Here is a 19,438-nt window from a genome sequence, read left to right as displayed (position 1 = left end):
CATATTGTTTATTTAATGTTTTGTAATGTAATTGCTTTACTTAATTTTGTAAAGACTAAAGTAAATAGAAAAGTTTACTTATTTGTTGGATAGCTCGTAAGTATGGGTAATAATGTGGCAAGTAGCGTGTTATTTGGGAGCGTGGAGTGAGTAAGAAAACAATCGATAAAATAGTGGATTACCTAAAGGTAGAGGGGCCGACCACTGCCAAGCTGTTGGCGGAGCAGTTTTCGCTAACGACCATGGGGGTACGTCAGCATCTACAAGGATTAGAAGAGGAGGGGATGCTCGTCTTTGAAGATCGAAAAGCGAGTCGTGGCCGACCCACACGCTATTGGTCACTCACCGAGAAAAGTTACTCCCTGTTTCCAGATAGACACGATGATCTCACGAGTCAACTGATCGAGTCGGTAAAAGTTGTTTTTGGTGATAGCGGATTAGAGCAATTGATTAGCCATAGAGAAGAGGCCAGTAAAGCGCTCTATCAGAGGGAGTTAGCGAGTCATTCTAGCCTGCTCGAAAAGCTTCACGCTCTCGCTCGATTGAGAACGACTGAAGGGTATGTGGCCACTGTAGAGCAGGAGGAGGAGCATTTTTGGTTGCTTGAAAATCACTGTCCTATTTGCGCGGCAGCAAGACATTGTGTCAATTTTTGCCGCTCTGAATTGCAACTGTTTCAATGGTTATTTGACGATCTGGCGACGGTTAGTAGAGAGGAACATATTATCGAAGGTGCACGCCGCTGTGCTTATAAAGTCGTTCCGCTCTCTCAGGATTAATGATGCAGTCTAAGCGCTCAAGATTAGATCGATTTATTAGTCGTCATCTCCAAATACCTAAAAAGCAGGTAAGACTATTATTAGCTCAGGGACGAGTCATGGTCGATGGTGTTATTGCTAGAGATATCGATCTCCAAATCGATCAGTTTAGTCATATCATCTGCGATGGTCTTGTGCTGCAGCAACGACAGGCTCGCTATATCATGCTTAACAAGCCAGTTGGTATGGTGTGTGCGACTAAAGACGATAAGCATAGAACCGTTATCGACTTGCTTAAGGAAACGGTTAACTATTCACCTAATGGTATTCAACCCAACAACATTCAACCCAACAGCAATCAAGTGCAGTGTGATGATTTACATATCGTCGGACGCCTCGATTTAAATACCTCGGGTTTAGTGTTGCTTACCAATGATGGTCAGTGGTCGAAGCGTATCATGTCACCTGAGCATAAGGTTAATAAACGCTATTTAGTCACACTAAAAAATCCCATCGATGAAGAGTATGTTCAAGCATTTGCTGATGGCTTCTATTTCGCTTTTGAAGGGATCACCACTTTGCCTGCGACATTGGAGATAGTGAGTAGTCACAGAGCCTTGGTGACTCTGCAAGAGGGGCGTTATCATCAAATTAAGCGTATGTTTGGCCGATTTAGAAATCCAGTGGTTGCGCTGCATAGGCTGTCGGTGGGTGATATCAGGCTAGATGACACGCTTTTACCCGGTCAGAGTCGTCAGTTAACCGCTGATGAAATCACCTTAGTTTAAGCTCCACTAGTTCATAATTAGTAAAAAAATGTGCATAAAAGTTAAACAAGTAAAATCTAATAGTGTGACAGTAACCTATATTGCTTTGGTAGAATCTTGTGTTATAAATATTAGATTGCTCAAATAAACAATAGTGTAGATGACTAGCCAAAGCCTTAAAAAAATAAGCGAACTCGATGTCTTTTGCCTGATGGTTTTTAAAGTAATATTCCAGACTGGACATGCCAATATTGCGGCTAAGCAGCTCAATGTGTCAGCGCCTAAAATTAGTCGTTGTTTAAATATGTTACGAGCCACTTTTGATGATGAGTTGTTTTATCGTCGTCAGTTGGGACTCAAGCCCACGCCATTAGCCGAATACTTATATGAACCGATTTGCCAGTTCTGTGATGCCGTTTTAAAAATAGAACAGTCGATAGCCGAAAAGGCAGGAGAACACAGTACGGATTGTATAAAGGTAGCGGTGACCTCAAGTATTATGGCGAGTTTGTCGCTTGCATTTTCTCGTAGTCAATACCGTCATTTGATTGGAAAATTGCAGTTTGTCAGTTGGGATAGTGAGTCGGCCGATCTTATCCATAATGGTGAGATCGATCTCGGGGTCGGATTCGATACCACGAGTGAACATCAATTGTCGATTGAGTCGCTGGGGGTACTCTCACAAATTAGTCTTGCGGCAGAAGAGTCTCATCCTATTTGGACATCTTCAGCCTCAATCAGTTTAGAAGCTATCTGTAGTTACCCGTTTCTCTGCCTCAATGGTAAAGGGTTTAATGACAAGATCGATCCACTCGAAGTCTTTGCTCGCCAAGCGGGTGTTGCGATAGAGAGTATCTCGCGAGTGACCACCAGAGATGAGTGGTACAGCCATCTGTTAACTATGGGGTCTATCTCGTTTTTACCCTGCTCTGAAGCTGGGATTTGCACTAGCTTGCCAGGCATTAGAGTTGAGCCTTTACCCGTCGATGAGGTAGAGCGACTTCACGGCGAAAGTATGTCACCTGAGTACCTGTTGATAGAGAGTCCGCAAGAGTATCGTCGTTATTCTATCGAACAACGCGAATTAATTATTCAACTTATCAAGAAGCTACTCGTTGCTAGCTGATTTCAAAATTTAGAATTAGTCATTTCAAATTTTGAAATTTCTGTTAATGAATCTTTAAATTGTAGTCACAACTTGGACTCAATTATCTAACATTTTGTCGTAACTCCCTTATATTTGAGGTACTGCAATAGCAGCAAATACCTAGAAAGGGATATGGCGATGAAAAAAAATAAAAGAACATTATTAGCCGTGGCACTTATGTGTGCCATTGGTGTGAGCGCATGTGGTGATGGAGACGATGGTAAAGATGGTGCCCCCGGAACACCAGGGATACCTGGAACGCCTGGAACGCCAGGTACACCTGGAGCACCAGCTGGTGCAACTGTTGATACCGTGACTACCGCTGCAGACTTCATGTTAACCCTACAACCTGCCGATATCGTAGTAGTTGGAGCTGATGACTTCTCTATTAAGTTCACTGCGACAGGTAAAAATAGTAAAGGAGATGACGTTCCATTTACTGGTCTTGAAAAAGTGGCGCTATATGTCACTAACCAAGTTGAGAACACTACAGATATTGGCGCGCCAATGTTGTGGTCAAACAATGCATTACTTAACGAGTTTGGTTCTAGCATGTACTGTACGCCGACTGGTAAGGCAGCAGCGCGTGGCGGCACCGAAGTCGATGCATGTACCTTAGTCGAAGATGCTGAAAACCCTGGTACCTATATGGGTACATGGGAACATGATGGTAACGCTCCTGTTGTATCTGCCGATGGCGATCCAAACAGCATGTTTAGGGTGATGATTCGTACCTATGATGTGACTGATGCCTCTGGCGTAGGCATTAGCGATAAATTACTCTCGACACCACTTGATTTCATTCCTGCAACGGGTGAGTTGGCCGTATCGGCTAAAGATTCGGTTTCAAGCGCTGCTTGTATTCAGTGTCATAGTGAGTTGATGGGCTATGGTGATGACGATAAGCGTATCGCTAACATCGGTGCTCATCATAACTATCAGAAAGTTGAAAACTGCGTAGCGTGTCATAACCCTGCTTATGCAGCCGACCAAAACGATCCTGAAAAAGGCTTTAACCCTAATTTCAATGCAATGATCCATACCATCCATGCGGGTGGGCATCTTGCTGAGTGGGGCGTGTTAAAAGGTGATGCAGAAGAGTTTGCCGGTGTTCATTTCCCTGCGGAATTGAACGAATGTACGACTTGTCATGACAATGGTAATCAGTGGAAAGAGAATGTTTACCGTGAGGCCTGCGTGGGTTGTCACGTAACCGTTAACTTTGAAACTGGTGAAGGTCATTCTGAGTTCCAGCTACCACAAGCTGACGATTCACAATGTATGAACTGTCATATTGGTAACTTGAGTCCTGAAGTTGCGCATAAAGTGGGTAACAGAGCGCTTGAACAAGAACAAGTTGTTCTTGATTTCCAAGGTGTGTCTGTGACTGACAATGGTGACGGTACCAGTGCACTAACTGTAACCACTAAGGTGACGGTTAACGGCGCAGCTCCTGCAGACGGTTCAATGCTTGATCCGTACATGCCGCGTTTATCTACTGGTCTATTGATTGGTAATGTTGACGCCGATGGCACTCCAATCCGTGGATTGGGCATGCCTGTAAGTGGTGTAGCAATGACTGGTGGTATGCTTATTACAACTAAGAGCTTCGATTCAGCTCGTCTAATGGGTTCTATCTATGTGACTGCTGAGGTGATGATCTGTGGTGCTGACGGTGAAGCTGCTATGTGTGCCGATGGCGATTACACAGAGGTATCAGCAAGTGCTCCAGTTAAGTACTTTAACCTAGATGACCCTGCTGTTGCAGCTACAGAAGCTCGCATGAGCGACATGGACCGCGTAACAGTGAGCGAAGCTAAGTGTAATAGTTGTCACGGTAACCTTACTCATATCAAGGCTCCACGTCATGGTGTAAGTGAGTTTACTCAATGTATGGATTGTCATAACAACAAATACCCAGGTTCTTACCACGGTGCAGTGGAATATGATACAGGTGAAGTCGATACTGATGGCAACCCAATCATGGCTCCTGTTGAAGGTCTAACTTTCAATAACCGCGACCTAATGACCGTTGCTCACCGTTTCCACACTGGTACGTTTGGTGGTGGAATCTACCTAGATAAGAACTTAGAAACTGTTGGTTACCCAGCACTAGCGACTGACTGTCAAGCTTGTCACAAAGACGGCGCGACTTTCTTCGCAGCCGATGGTGGATTAACTTCTGGTAAGCGTTCAATTCAAGTTCCAACAGGGTTTATCTCTCCTGTAGCTGAAACTTGCCGTACTTGTCACATCAGTGCATCAGCGCTTGCTCACTTCGAGAGCAACGGTGCGACTGTTGATGGTAAGGCAGATGCAACTCCAGATTTACCAGTAGAGTCTTGTGCAACCTGTCACGCCGAAGGTAAGACATACGGTGTTGATAAAGTCCACATGGGAGGCGGACACTAGATCGTGCCTAGGTATAGTACTTAGATACAGTATCTAGATAATAATAGATCTCTCAAAGTGGGCTCACCCCCTGCTACCAGCCCACTGAGATAGAAGTATTTTCGGGGACCTTTTAAAGGTCCCCTTTTTTGTTGGTAGCTGAAAAATCGTCGCTTTCTATAGGCTTTCTATAGGCTTTCTATTTCCATTTTATTAGGCTAAGTTAAGTAGTGGTAATGATTGATTAAGTGGAAATATATTGGCCGTCAACGAAACTTTTCCCCGTCTGTTCTTGATTGCAGTAAAAGAGTCTTTTATTGCATTGCTACCCTTTATCTTCGTTAACTCCTTACTGGCGCTGATTCTTGCGTTAGTCGATGTGTGGCAGCCCAGCTGGCATTCGAGCAATGCTTACATCTGGCTCAGTCAATTTGGGGGGTTGTTGTTTAGTTTTTTCCCCCTGTTGGCATTGCTATCTTTATCATTTCATTTTGCCAAGTATCTGCATGTTTCCGCTGTGGTGGTTGCCTCACTCTCCATTGGTACTCAGATAGCGTTGAATATTCAGGTCGTAAATGCTTTAGTTGTGACAGAGGGGTTTACCTTCTTATTTGGCGATGCCAGAGCCATTATCACGCCTATTCTCATTGCCTATTTACTTAGGTATCTGATGCGGATTGAGGCACTCAACTTACTCAAGAGTACGAACCTGAGTGGTTATCTGAAGTTACATCTCAATTTATTTATACCGTTAATTTTATGCTTTGTTTTAGTCACCGTGAGTATGTATGTCGCCGGTGAAATGTTGGCGCAAGTATTTGGGATATTGAAACAGGGGTTAGCCGCCAGTAGTGTGGATCTACAATTATTTGTACGAGTGCTTGCGACGCATATTCTCTGGTGCTTTGGGGTGCATGGTGACATCGCCTACTTATTGGTCATAGGTTTAGATAATGGACTGCAGCAGGTTGCGATGCAATTGACGCTGTCTCAATTTACCGACCTGTTTGTGCTACTGGGTGGCAGTGGTGCGACCCATTCATTGATTATCGCCTTGTTTATCGCTTCGAAAGATAGAAATGCCATTAATATTGCCAAGCTTGCCTTGCCCTTTGCCCTGTTTAACATCAATGAAGTTTTGATTTATGGTTTGCCGATTATCTTCAACCCAAGGTTGGTGGTGCCCTTTGTCCTGGTGCCGCTGTTTAATACCCTGGCCGGACTCTTGTTGGTTCATATGGGCTGGATTGGCTTTACTGGCGCAGAATTTCCTTGGATCACGCCGATATTTCTCAATGGGTATTTGGCGGGAGGCAGCCTAGCATTACCGCTGATCCAACTGTTGCTCGTCTGTGCCGGCGTATTTATCTATTTACCTTTCGTTAGGCGCTATAGCTTGTTTGCCGATAAAAACGACTTTGAACACGATTTGATCAAGCGAATACAACTTCAAAATGATATCGACAAGATCAGCGAGCAAAACTATGCGCGACAACAGTCGTTAGATCTAGCCGCCAATATTAATTTGGAAAAAATAATCAAAGACGTGCTCAATGGTAAGTTTTTACTCTATTACCAGCCTAAGCTGAGCCTGAATGACAGAAGTGTCGTCGGCTTTGAAGCTTTATTACGGCTCAGAAACGCCCAGGGAAAAGTTGTCGGGCCCTACTTTATTCGTGCATTCGAGCAGGCTGGGTACGCCAATTTGATTGATAGCTTTGTTATCAATCGTTTACGTGAAGATATGGTGGCATGGGCCAGAGAGGGCTTCTATCCCAGAGTCAGCCTTAACTTAAATCCAAACAGTGTGCTTGATGCCGAGATACAGTCGACGCTTATTGAACAACTCGGCGATGTGGCTTCGCGGGTCGATATTGAGGTGCTCGAGTCTATGTTTGTGGCTGATCTAGCCAGTGTCGAACGCAGTATAGCGAGCTTAAGACAACATGGTTTTTCTTTTGTGATTGACGACTTTGGTACCGGCTTTTCCAGTATTAGCCTCCTCAGTAAAATAACTATAGATGGGGTCAAACTCGATCGTTCAATCCTGGAAAATATCAAGCATCACAAGGGACAAGTGCTATACCGTCATACCTGTATGCTATGCAGTAGTTTAGGCTTTAAGTTGGTGGCCGAAGGGGTAGAGACTGAGGCTGAAGAGGAGTTCGTTGCTGCTGTCGGGGTATCTGTGGTTCAGGGGTGGCTTTATGCTAAGGCGATGCCGGCAAAAGAGGCTCGGCAATACGCCATAACGCAAAGTAGTTGTAACATCCAGCAGTAGGCTGCTTAGACTTAGACCACGAGGGAGCCTCGCTCCCTCGTGAAGCCACGATTTTAGGCTCGTGCTCGTTGCAGGGTCAGCAGCCACTTACCATAAATAAAGATACCGACCGCCGAAATCGTGCCGATAGCAGCGATGATGTACCAGGCCATACCAATATTGTGGGTGTTATACAGCAGTGTCGTTAGTGCCTGCGCCGACTCGCCAGTATAACTCACCAGAGTGGTAAAGGCTTCGCCCTGAGGAATGGCTGCAATGTCACTGCTACTCATACCGCGATCGAGCAGCAGTTCTCGGGAGAAGATCTCTTTCGATGCATACATCTCGTATAACTTAGGGCCAAAGTAGCCTTCGAGTCCCCAACCTATCCCTTGGGGTAGCATGACAAAGCCCAAATACATGGCTTTCTTACCTTCAGGTGCAATGTTACCCATGAACTCATTTTTCTTAGGGCTAATCATCATTTCGCCAAAGGAAAACATCACAATCGCCAGCACTATCATCCAGGCCGCATTGGTCGCACCAATAAATACAAAGGCCAAAATGCTGAGCAGACAACCACCTAACATGGCGGTGGTAATGCGGTATTTTGCCGTGAGGGCAGCCACTAGGAAGCAGCTGGTCATGATCATCCCCGCATTGAGGTTAAGCATCCCCTCGGGCATCACTTTGGTACCGGTATTATCGAGGCCAAGCCAGAACTGTAAGATACCGTTTGAGGTGCCCTCGCTGCCAAATAGACTGGTGACAATCACACTCGTATCGACCCACTCGGCAATATGTATAGGCAGTACGTCAAACAGTGAGTTGAACAGAAACCAGAAGCCAGCGAACACTAGCATGTAATAGATAACCACAGGTTTCTTTAGCTCATGCCAAGCATCTTTCCATAGCGCCTGCTGGGTAACTTCACCACTTTTGATTTTGCGATTACGCTCTATACGCACCTCTTTGCCTGGCTCTTTGTAAGCGAGCAGGAATAGGAAATTGAGCGAGATAATCGCGGCGCAGGCATAGAACACATTATCCCAGGAGAGCTGACGCATATGTACGGCAACCAGTGGACCTAAGAAGCCGCCGATGTTGACCACTTGGTAGAAGATCCCCCAAGCCATCGAGGTATTTTGCCGACCCGTAGAGAGCACCAAGGTGCCCTGAATACCGGGCTTAAAGATACCTGTACCTCCGGCGAGTAATATGGCGCCAAACAGGAATCCCCAGAAGTTGGGGAAGAAGGCCATCACCAAATAACCAGAGATTTTAATAATGGTGGAGGCAAAAATCGTTTCCTTGTAGCCGACGCGATCTGAGATACCGCCGGTAAATACGGGAATAAAGGTTTGCATCAATGCCCAAATAGAGATGATCACACCATAGTCGTGCAGGTTGATCCCTAAGCCGCCTTGGGAAACTGGCGCTTTAGCGTAAAGCCCCGCACTGGCTTTGACGCCATAGTAAGCGATACGTTCGACCAGCTCCATGCCGCCGACGATCCAGAAAATATAACTTAAGCTAGCAATGGAGGCCCACATTCCCAGCTGCTTAACTTCACGCAGATCATTGTCTGCGTAAGCATCTTTGGAGTCGCTCATACCCTTCCTTATTAGAGTTATTTTTTGTTGTTTTGGTCGCAAAAATGTTGAGCTTGCGATAATAGCTTGTGATTGCAGAGCACACTTTACCTAAATTTGGTGCTAAAAACCAAAGTGATTGTAACGAGCGGGAGGATTGGGGGCGATGTTAAACGAGATAAAACGAGTGCTAACGCTTGCAAGTGATAAGATCCCTTTAATTGGCCGAACTCCGCTTTCTATTGAGCGTAAAGATAATGCTGAAGTAGTTTGGTATGGATATGTAAGCGGCTGATATAAAGTTAGATATTGCTTCTTTTGAGATCGTGACTTAGATCAATTAATCAAACGATTTCTCGAATGAGATCTACTCCCTAGTAGGTATTTTCAATGAGTGGGGCTATGGTTAATTAACTACGCTGTCATTGTGCTATTCATAATAAAATTTCACTAAGGGAAGATACTATGTCTGTTACAGGTATTCAGGTTGAGGATGATATGAGTCGACAGAAATCGTCGCAGGGAAGTGATTTTATGGAACGGATTAAATCGGTGAGATTTCAACTTAAGCTGAACGTTTTTTTAATCATTATTGCCTTTATCTTTCTAGGGTATAAGGGGATAACGGGGATGCAACAGGCGGGAGATTCTATCGGTGATCTCTACACTCAAGGTATGCAACATAGTATTCGTGCTGGCAAAGTGCTTAACGAACTTGAGAAGGCGCGTAGTGGCTTATTACTTGGATTTCAACATGATCCTCGCAGCAAATTTGCTGATATGCACAATCATCCTATTGAGTTTCATATTGATTCCAGTAAGGCATCTCTGAAAAAGTTGCATGATATTGTCGATAATGAAATTTTAATATCGAATTTAGATGATGGTGAGCGTCAGCAGGTCAATCGCCTAGTTAACTTACTCGACAAGGTGACTAAGGAGGGTTTTGAGCCCGCCACGACCGCGTTAAGTAATGGTGATTACTCTCAATCGAATCAGATCCTTTTAACAAAAATCAATCCACTCTTTAAGGATATTACTAGTGAGGCACAAGGTTTTTTAGACCTCCAGATTGGCGAAGCCAAGAAGAGTTTCGAGCGGTCGCAAGAGAGCATCGCCCTGTATATCTGGCTGGTGGCTATCTTCTCGGGTGTCAGCATGTTGGTGATAAGCGTGAGTGCGGTATTTATTATCAGACGTGTGAGTGAGTCGGTCAGGCAGCTTGAAGATACGGCGGTTGAGATAGCATCGGGGGATCTGACTAAGCGTATCGACTTAGGCGGCAATGATGAGTTCTCGCATATTGCCGAGCATGTTAATAGCATTGCCGCTGACTTTCAGAAGGCGGTCACCAATACCCATCAATCGACCTCAAGATTAGCCAGCTCGGCAGAAGAAAATGCCGTGGTCTCGACCCAGACCCAGCGTAATGTGTTAGACCAACAGCAACAGACTCAGCTTATCGCCACCGCGATCCATCAATTTACCGCTACGGTACGTGAGGTGGCGCAAAGCGCCGCGGCGGCAGCCAGCGCTTCTCAAGAAGCCAATGAGGCGGCCCATGGCGCGCAAGGGGTTGTCGATGAGAGTATTGCTGTGATTGAAGCCTTAGCCACAGAGCTGGCAGGGGCCAGTGAAGCCATGACTTTATTGGCGCAGCACTCCAATGAGATCGGCGGTGTGGTCGATGTGATTCAGTCGATTTCCGAGCAAACGAATCTGCTGGCGCTCAATGCGGCGATTGAAGCGGCAAGAGCCGGTGAGCAGGGCAGAGGTTTTGCGGTAGTGGCCGATGAGGTGCGTTCGCTTGCTAAGCGCACTCAAGACTCTACCGAAGAGATCCAGAAGATGATCCAGCGGTTACAACAGGGCGCGCAAAGTTCGATGCAGATGATGGAAAGTGGCACCGAGCAGGTGAAACTGAGTGTGGATAAATCCTTGTTGGTACGTGGTGCACTGCAACAGATCCTCAACAGCATAGAGCAGATCAATGGTCTCAATGCTCAGATAGCGACGGCCTCGGAAGAGCAGAGCTCGGTGACCGAAGAGATCAATATCAATATTACCAATATCAGCGATATTTCGGATCAGACTGCCGAAGGTGCCCAGCAGAGCAGTGCGGCTACCGAGGATCTTGCCAGACTCGCCGAATCGATGGAAGCGGATATCGCTCACTATAAGGTGTGATAGCGCTTATTATCACATTCGGTTAATGCTTGAAATATCAATCGCTTTGTTGACAATTACAACGATTGTAAAGTAGCAACGGCTAGAGGATGCTGAAACTTCTATTTGTGAAGGTGCAAAACTAATTGCTGTCTACTTGGTGCTAAAACATACCTGCCACATGCAGGTATTTTTTTTGAGTGAAATCCATGCCATTTCAATATAAAGACGTAAGAGGGGCGATGCCCATCACGTTTGAGTTTGGCGATTAAAAGTACCAGCGACTAGCTAGTTGCCACTGCTGCTCAATCAAATCATTGGGCAAGCCTTGCTCAATGCGGGCCGCACGTGTTGAATCAATACGGTTGTATTCGGCTTGAAGATACCAACCTTTGGTTAATCTATATTGATAGGAAGCGGTAACTGCGTAACCACGCTCGTTGTTGTTGTCATCGACGGTGGCATCATTATCCGTGACGTCAAATGTTTCTAATCGCACACTAAGACGGTGTTGTTGCCAACGTCGGCTAAGCAATAAATAGGCAGCCTGGTATTGATTATCGACTATGTCGCGACCATCAGGGGACTGCATCAAGGTATCGCCATGCATATACTGCGCTAGCAAAAGAATCTTATAGGGTAAGTGCCATTTATTGTCGATATGAATAAATCGAGTTAGCCAAGCATATTGCCCCTTTTCAACGACTCGGGTGTTGGCATTGTTATCGTAGTAACCGATAGACAACTCTCCCTTTCCCTTATAACGCCATTGGCCCTTAGCGTGATACCCGAAGCGATTATCCAGTTCAATAAAGGGATCTGATGCTTGGGCCTGTTTCGCGAGCGTCCCGTTTTGTAGGCTAGGCATATTACTCAGCGGCAAGGTTTCTTGCAGCAAGGTTTGTCTCGAACTATTGGTCCAGCCATGCCATGCCAACATCGCACCTGCGGTGTCATTGTGTTGAAATAGCGTGGTTGACAAGACAAAGTCATGCGGACTATTGCTGATTTTTCCGAGTCGCTCGACAGAGAACTCAGCCCCAATATGGCGAAACTCCTCCCCTAACCAACTGTTAATTGCCGAGTCACTTAAGGTATAGGGTGACGACCATGCTGTGGCAATGTTTTCCAAAGAGATACTGGGGTACATCAGACCAAACTTCGCTTGCAGTCGCAGGCCATTTTTAAAGGGCAGGCCTCGATAGTTAATGAAAGCTTCTGTGATGCCGAGATTATTGTTCACCCCATCGATATAGCTGTTAGCCGTTATCTGGGCAGATAAGGGGCTGTCCCAGTCTAGCTCATAGCTGACACCCGCTTGTGCAATGGAGAGCTGGCTGCCTTGATCAAATCGAAACTTGCCCAAGCCTCCATCAACATAAGTGTCAATACCATCGGTGTAAGTGGCTCTAATATCAACAATACCGCTAAACTTATGCTCGGCTGCCATAGCATCTGCCGTAATCAAACATAGCATCCATAGCCAATATCTCATCCGTACCCCTTGTTAATTGAGTTAAACCACCTTGTCGTTGGCGCTTACTTGGTAGAGCGAGATTGCGCAAGCCAAGTTGTGAGCGCTTGTGCGTCAATGGGTTTAGACAGGTAAAAACCTTGACCCATTTCACAACCACGCTCGGTTAACCAGTTCAGTGTTGCTTGGTTTTCAATGCCTTCAGCGACGACCCGCAAGCCCAAGTTATGGGCCAGTTGCAGGGTCGAGCTTACAATGATCTGATCATCGCTGTTGACCATTAAGTTTTGCACAAAGGATTTATCAATTTTAAGTTCATCCACTGGCAGCTGTTTAAGTTGTGCAAGCGACGAGTAGCCAGTACCGTAATCATCAATCGACAGCTTTAACCCATGTTGTTTTAACAAGGACAGTTGCTTAATCGCGTTGTCAGGATCGGCCACGACCGCATCTTCGGTGATCTCTAAGGTGAGCGCCTCAATGGGCACTTTTTTATCTCGAATCGCTTGCAGTACATAATCGCAAAACTCACCATCTTTTAAGTTCTCAGCAGAGATATTGACCGCAATGGCCAAGTTAACGCCCTCAGCTTGCCAGGTGAGATATTGTGTCAGCGCCGAGTTTATTACCCAGCGGGTTAAGGCATTCATCTGGCCCATTTTTTCAGCGATGGGAATAAAGGTATCTGGCGGGATCATACCTCTATCTGGGTGTTGCCAACGGACTAAGGCTTCCACGTGTGTCACCTTATTTTGTACCAAGTCGAGTTTAGGTTGGTAAAAAAGTACCAACTCATCATTGGCAATGGCCGGTTTTAGTTCATTAATCAGCTGTAAGCGGTCGACACTATTGACGTCTATTTTCTGGTGATAAACTTGAATATCTAAACGGTTTTTCTTGGCATATTGCAGCGCAGTGTCAGCTTGCCTTAACAGTGTCTCCAGATCGCTAGGGTAGTGGACATAACTGAGCCCAATAGTCACCTGCAAGTGCAGCGAGATATCTTGATAACAATATTCCGCTTCAATCGATTGCTGAATTTGGCTAATTAACTGGCGTAATGCTTTGGGCTCAGAATGCTCAATGGCCACCACAAACTCATCGCCATTAAGGCGACAGACTAAATCAATATGACTAAAGCTGCGTAGACGACGGCTTACCTCTTCAATCACCTTATCGCCCACTTCATGGCCTAAGGTGCCGTTAACTTCAGTCATACGGCGAATATTAATTTGGCACAATGCCAGCGGCGATTTTTGCTCAAACCAGCTTTGCGTCACTCGGATTAACTCATTTTTATTGCCAAGATTGGTTAGCGGGTCGTGGTAAGCCTGAAACGCTATCTTGTTTTCACGACTCAATATCGCTTGCTGCATCTCAGTGAACTCTTGGGCCAGTGCCTGCATCTCAGTACTGGCTCCAACTTCAACTTTGGAATGATAGTTACCTTTAGCAATAAAGCGCGCCTGAGTGATCAATTGGGTAATTGGTTTGGTGACTCCGCGTGCAATGACATAGGCAACCATTAATGACAATGGCAGCATTAACAGAATCAATATGAGTTGTTGCAGCCACTGCTTTTGCGAAGAGGCGAGAACATCTTGGCGGCTTAAATACATAAAGGCATGTAATTGTTTGCCTTGAACATCACCTAAGAACGATTGCCACAACAAATACTCTTCACTGCGTTGGCCGCGCTGAATGAAGTTTGCCAGTATCTGTTCGTCATCGCTGGATAATTCACTGCCAGACAAGCTAACGATTTGCTGGTTTTGCTTGTCATCACTCAGTACAAAGCCGGTATTGAGTCCGGTTTGTTGTGACAGCGACAGGGTGAGAGAGTCACCGATAATGTAGCCAAAGCCTATCCAACCGATAATGTTGGCGGCACCACTGGTGATGGGCGCAAACTTCAACTGATAGACATGATCTCCTAATGAGTAGAGCGGATTATTGTTATCAAACTCAGACCCTAATGGTGAGCGAAACGGCTCGCCTTGCTCTGGTCCCACTTTTACTTTGCCTTGGTTAACGCCATCTGGGGTTAACAGTAGCTCGCCAATGATCTCACCCTCTTTATCAACGGCAATAGCCAGATCGGCATTAATACGCTTTCGATGATTATTGAGCGCAACAAGAAAGCTGCGACGATCATTGTCAATAAATACCTCTTTAAGGCCAAAGTCTTTTGCGGCCGTTTCGGCAAAGGCCGACAGATAGTAGTTACGGTTATTGTATTCAGATTTGAACACCAGCTCGGCAATCGACAATTGGTTGCCCAGTTGTTGCTGTTGGAGTCGATTATTAGCGTAGAAAGTGATAGCAAAAGAGATCGCCTGTACGGCAATCAATAACAGCATGAAAAATGCAAATATCCTTGTTTGTATTCGATTAAACATATCGAAAGTTAATATCCTTCTAAAAATTCAAAATCATCTAAACTCTGCTGTGATGGTATTTCAGCCATAGGGGCATCGATCTTAATGGTTAATGTTTGTGTCAGTGGCCATTGACTCTCATAGGTGACAATGTTGTCTTGGCTGAGTAGTTGCGGATGCCAAATCACCACTTGATATTGCCCAGGTGGCACCACATCAAAGTCGATAAATCCATTAGCGTCGGTCACACCAAAGTAGGGGGTATCCACCACTAATAGATGACCACTCATCCAGTCATGAATGTTACAGCCCATGGAGATATGACCCACTTGGTCAAACAACATCGCTTGTTGGGCATTGTCCTTACGCAGTTTGAATGAAAAGCGTTTTGGCCCAGAAGCGGAGTAGATATGATGGGTGATATCGTCATCATTAACAAATTGTAATTCATAACCTTTTTGAATCACTGTGATATAAGGTGTGAACTGCTTATTATTTTGGTGGATCTCAATAGGCTCTCTGATGGCGTTATCATTGGATTGTTGGCTTGATGCGCCATTTAAATAGACCACCATCCCTGCCATCGCATCACCGTCACTATTGATAAGTGTCACCCCTTGAGACCAAGCAGCAGTAGTGACTGTCGATATCATCAAAGCGAAAGTCAGCGTTAACCGTTTATTGATACTTTTGTTGCTCACAACAACCTCTTTTTCGAAATGATAATCATCATAGTCTAATGCAGCTCTCTTGTGTGTACGATCAGCGAAAATAGAACGGCGATTTGGGGAATTTATTTCATTATGGCTAACATAATCTGAACTCAGGATAATAAATGTTTATCAAATAGCTCTTTATTTTGCTAACTGTGTTGTATTCACTTGCGGTAGACAGGTTATTGGGCGTCAAAGAGGCATAAAAAAAGCAAAACCTAAGTTTTGCTTTTTAATATCATGCACTGAGTCGCTAGCTATTTAAGGTTAATCTTCCAGCTTGGCTAGTTCTGCTTTTTGCTCGGTGAGCTTGTCCATGTCTCGTTGGTATTCTGCCTGCTTAGCACGCTCTTTTTCAATTACGGCAGCAGGGGCTTTGGCTACGAAACCTTGGTTAGACAGCTTACCTTCGATACGCTTAAACTCGCCAGCTAGTTTCTCAAGCTGCTTGTCGATACGCGCCATCTCTGCCGCCACATCGATAAGACCCGCCATTGGGATCAACAGCTCCATGTTACCAATCAGCTGAGTGGTTGACATAGGCGCGGTGTCGTCGTCGCCAAGAATGGTCATGCTTTCAAGTTTAGCCAAGGTCTTAAAGAAGGCTTGGTTAGTCTCAATACGGGCCTTGTCGCGCTCGCTCACACCACGTAGTAGCGCATTAAGCGGCTTGCTTGGGGCAATGTTTAGCTCAGCGCGGATGTTACGTACCGCAGTGATCACTTGCTTAACCCACTCAAGATCTTCCATCGCAACCGCATCGACTTTGTCCGCCTGATACTCAGGGAACGCTGCCAACATCAAGGTGTCACCTTCAACGCCTGCTAGTGGCTTAACGCGCTGCCAGATAGTCTCAGTGAGGTATGGCATCATGGGGTGCATTAGGCGCTGCATTGCTTCAAGGATGGTCACCAAGGTATGGCGAGTACCACGAAGCTGGGCGTCAGTGCCGCTTTGCATCACAGGCTTAGTGAGCTCTAAGTACCAGTCACAGAACTGGTTCCAAGTGAACTCATAAATGGTGTTCGCCGCTAGGTCGAAGCGGTAGCTTTCCATGTGCTCGTCATAGGTCTTAACAGTTTGGTTAAACAGTCCGATAATCCAGCGATCGGCTAATGACAGCTCCATTTCACCGCCATGCTGGCCACAATCTAATGGCTCGCCTACTGCATCATCTGCAGCATCATCGGCTTGTGCTTCGGTGTTCATTAACACGTAGCGTGATGCGTTCCAGATCTTGTTACAGAAGCTGCGGTAACCGTCGAGACGCTTCATGTCCCAGTTGATATCGCGGCCAGTAGAGGCCATTGATGCCAAGGTGAAACGCAGCGCGTCGGTGCCGTGGGCTTCGATACCTTCGCTAAACTCTTTACGGGTGCTCTTCTCAATCTTAGCCGCCAGCTGAGGCTGCATCATGTTGCCAGTGCGTTTTTCGACTAAGGCTTCAAGGTCGATACCGTCAATCATATCCAGCGGATCGAGCACGTTACCCTTAGACTTAGACATCTTGTTACCCGCTTCATCGCGGATAAGCCCCGTCACATAAACCGTCTTAAACGGCACTTGTGGTTTGCCATTTTCATCTTTAATGAAGTGCATGGTCATCATGATCATGCGCGCCACCCAGAAGAAGATAATGTCAAAACCTGTCACCAACACGTCGGTTGGATGGAAGGTTTTAAGCGCCTGTGTGTCTTCTGGCCAGCCCAAAGTCGAGAAGGTCCATAAGGCTGAGCTGAACCAAGTGTCCAGTACATCAGGGTCTTGGCGTAGCACAAGGGTATCGGCTAAGCCGTGCTTAGCACGTACTTCGGCTTCGTCTCGGCCCACATACACTTTACCCGCTTCGTCATACCAAGCTGGAATACGGTGTCCCCACCATAGCTGGCGTGAGATACACCAATCTTGAATGTCACGCATCCAAGAGTTGTACATGTTTTCATACTGCTGCGGGACAAATTTGATATCGCCATTTTCAACCGCTTCCATGGCAGTTTTCGCCATTGGCGCAACCGCAACATACCATTGGTCGGTGAGTAGTGGCTCAATCACCACACCAGAGCGATCGCCATAAGGTACTTTTAATCCGTGGGGATCAATTTTGCCCAGTAAGCCTAAGGTTTCAAACTCTTCAACGATGGCGCTACGGGCCTTAAAACGGTCAAGGCCGGCATAACGCTCAGGCAGGCTGTTATCTAACTCGTTGTTGGCGGTACCGTCGGTGTTAACCACTTCAGCCGTTGAGCGAATCGCCGCATCAATCGTTAAGATGTTGAACATAGGTAGCGCATGGCGCTTACCCACTTCATAGTCGTTAAAGTCATGGGCTGGGGTGATCTTCACACAACCTGTACCAAACTCCATATCCACATAATCGTCGGCCACAACCGGGATGCGACGGTTAACGATAGGTAGAATGATAAACTTGCCAATCAGTGATTGATAACGCTCATCATCAGGGTGCACCGCAACGGCACTGTCACCTAGCATGGTTTCAGGGCGCGTAGTGGCCACTTCAAGGTAGTCTTTACCGTCGGCGGTCAGCGCGCCATCGGCAAGCGGGTAGCGGAAATGCCACATGCTACCTTGCTTCTCTTTATTCTCAACTTCGAGATCTGAGATTGCAGTATGTAATTTTGGATCCCAGTTAACGAGGCGCTTACCGCGGTAGATGAGCTCATCTTCATACAGACGAACAAAAACCTCTTGTACCGCTTCAGACATCCCTTCGTCCATGGTGAAACGCTCACGATCCCAATCGACCGATGCGCCAAGGCGACGAAGCTGTTTGGTGATGGTGCCACCAGACTGGTTTTTCCAATCCCAGATACGCTCGATAAAGGCATCGCGACCTAAATCGTGACGGCTCTTACCCTCTTCGGCTTCTACTTTGCGCTCAACTAGCATCTGGGTGGCAATACCTGCATGGTCGGTACCCACCTGCCAAAGGGTGTTTTTGCCCTTCATGCGCTGGTAACGGGTTAACGTATCCATGATGGTGTCTTGGAAGGCATGGCCCATGTGCAGACTACCCGTCACGTTTGGTGGCGGGATCATGATGCAATAGTTGCCTTTTGACTCATCGCCGTGCGGCTTAAAGTAACCTTTCTCTTCCCAGTTTTGGTAGAGACTTTGTTCGATTGACTGCGGGTTGTATGTCTTTTCCATAGGAGCGTATGCTTCTCAAACTAATTAATTGGTTGTGTTACGCATTTTGGGTCGTTAAGGCGATCCCTAAATCACGATACTGCCGATAACGATCGCGGGCGATGGTCTTTTTGGCAGCATCGTTAGCAACGAAGTCGATAATCTGGCCAAAGTTTACCGCAAATTGCGGCGCTTGGTCTGCAAGATTAATCAGAAGATGACGATTTTTATTGGGGCCGAGCTTATCAAAGCCTATTTCCACTGGCGCGCCGCCCGTTGGCCCTTCACCTTTTAGGTTGTGGGGCACAAATGCTATGGGTTCAAATTGCCATAATATTTCGTCAATGGCGTAGGCCTGCTGTTGGTCGTTGCAGTGGATATACACCAACTGCTGCGCCTTATAGGCGGTTTCGGCAAGTTGGCACGCCAAACGGTAAACATCATCCGTTGCCGATGTAACCGTATTTGCGGCAGCAGCAGGTTGCCCAGCTTCAGGAAGTGTTTGCGGCATCAGGTAAAACAGGGCGTTTGGCATTATCTGGCTCTATGTTGGCTGAGTCTGACTTGATGATTGACGAAAGGGGAGATTTTACACTAAAAGTGAGTTGTTAAACCAGAGGGGGAGGGGATTTGTAGAATAACAAA

General features: G+C 46.2%; 13 protein-coding genes. 7 read left to right on the top strand and 6 right to left on the bottom strand.

Annotation, left to right across the window (positions count from 1 at the left end):
- Positions 1-146 precede the first annotated feature (146 nt).
- From K0I73_RS14590 to K0I73_RS14570, 5 genes are all read left to right on the top strand, one after another.
- The gene (locus K0I73_RS14590) at positions 147-779 is read left to right on the top strand and encodes a helix-turn-helix transcriptional regulator (RefSeq protein WP_220061793.1); all 633 of its coding nucleotides are present in this window, start codon (positions 147-149) and stop codon (positions 777-779) included.
- A 2-nt stretch (positions 780-781) separates the two neighbouring features.
- The gene (locus K0I73_RS14585) at positions 782-1,546 is read left to right on the top strand and encodes a 16S rRNA pseudouridine(516) synthase (RefSeq protein WP_220064400.1); all 765 of its coding nucleotides are present in this window, start codon (positions 782-784) and stop codon (positions 1,544-1,546) included.
- A 139-nt stretch (positions 1,547-1,685) separates the two neighbouring features.
- Complete coding sequence (locus tag K0I73_RS14580; protein WP_220061792.1) at positions 1,686-2,651, top strand: LysR family transcriptional regulator; 966 nt, start codon at positions 1,686-1,688, stop codon at positions 2,649-2,651.
- 159 nt (positions 2,652-2,810) lie between these two features.
- A complete protein-coding gene (locus K0I73_RS14575; RefSeq protein WP_220061791.1) occupies positions 2,811-5,084 on the top strand; it encodes an OmcA/MtrC family decaheme c-type cytochrome in 2,274 nt (757 codons plus the stop codon).
- A 238-nt stretch (positions 5,085-5,322) separates the two neighbouring features.
- A complete protein-coding gene (locus tag K0I73_RS14570) occupies positions 5,323-7,344 on the top strand; it encodes an EAL domain-containing protein (protein ID WP_220061790.1) in 2,022 nt (673 codons plus the stop codon).
- A gap of 53 nt (positions 7,345-7,397) precedes the next feature.
- Here K0I73_RS14570 and K0I73_RS14565 read toward each other — a convergent pair whose 3' ends face one another.
- Entirely contained in the window at positions 7,398-8,936 is a 1,539-nt protein-coding gene (locus K0I73_RS14565) for an MFS transporter (RefSeq protein WP_220061789.1), read from the bottom strand.
- 145 nt (positions 8,937-9,081) lie between these two features.
- On the opposite strand from K0I73_RS14565, the gene K0I73_RS19165 reads away from it, so the two are divergent.
- Together K0I73_RS19165 and K0I73_RS14560 are read left to right on the top strand one after the other, a co-directional pair.
- The gene (locus K0I73_RS19165) at positions 9,082-9,210 is read left to right on the top strand and encodes a hypothetical protein (RefSeq protein ID WP_258405199.1); all 129 of its coding nucleotides are present in this window, start codon (positions 9,082-9,084) and stop codon (positions 9,208-9,210) included.
- Between the two features lie 170 nt (positions 9,211-9,380).
- On the top strand, positions 9,381-11,102 hold the full coding sequence (locus K0I73_RS14560) for a methyl-accepting chemotaxis protein (RefSeq protein ID WP_220061788.1): 1,722 nt from the start codon (positions 9,381-9,383) through the stop codon (positions 11,100-11,102).
- A 247-nt stretch (positions 11,103-11,349) separates the two neighbouring features.
- On the opposite strand, the gene K0I73_RS14555 is transcribed toward K0I73_RS14560, so the two are convergent.
- From K0I73_RS14555 to K0I73_RS14535, 5 genes are all read right to left on the bottom strand, one after another.
- Entirely contained in the window at positions 11,350-12,576 is a 1,227-nt protein-coding gene (locus K0I73_RS14555) for a hypothetical protein (RefSeq protein WP_220061787.1), read from the bottom strand.
- A gap of 44 nt (positions 12,577-12,620) precedes the next feature.
- Positions 12,621-14,954: a sensor domain-containing phosphodiesterase gene (locus tag K0I73_RS14550; RefSeq protein WP_220061786.1), complete on the bottom strand. Its 2,334-nt coding sequence runs from the start codon at positions 14,952-14,954 to the stop codon at positions 12,621-12,623.
- Positions 14,955-14,962: 8 nt separating this feature from the next.
- On the bottom strand, positions 14,963-15,634 hold the full coding sequence (locus K0I73_RS14545) for a cupredoxin domain-containing protein (RefSeq protein WP_258405198.1): 672 nt from the start codon (positions 15,632-15,634) through the stop codon (positions 14,963-14,965).
- Between the two features lie 279 nt (positions 15,635-15,913).
- On the bottom strand, positions 15,914-18,814 hold the full coding sequence (locus K0I73_RS14540) for a valine--tRNA ligase (protein ID WP_220061785.1): 2,901 nt from the start codon (positions 18,812-18,814) through the stop codon (positions 15,914-15,916).
- 37 nt (positions 18,815-18,851) lie between these two features.
- Positions 18,852-19,328: a DNA polymerase III subunit chi gene (locus tag K0I73_RS14535; protein ID WP_220061784.1), complete on the bottom strand. Its 477-nt coding sequence runs from the start codon at positions 19,326-19,328 to the stop codon at positions 18,852-18,854.
- Positions 19,329-19,438 lie beyond the last annotated feature (110 nt).

It is taken from the genome of Shewanella mesophila (assembly GCF_019457515.1).
GTDB classification, from domain to species: Bacteria; Pseudomonadota; Gammaproteobacteria; order Enterobacterales; family Shewanellaceae; genus Shewanella; species Shewanella mesophila.
The sequence above is the reverse complement of the archived record's forward strand: the minus strand, read 5'-3'. Positions and strand labels throughout refer to the sequence as shown.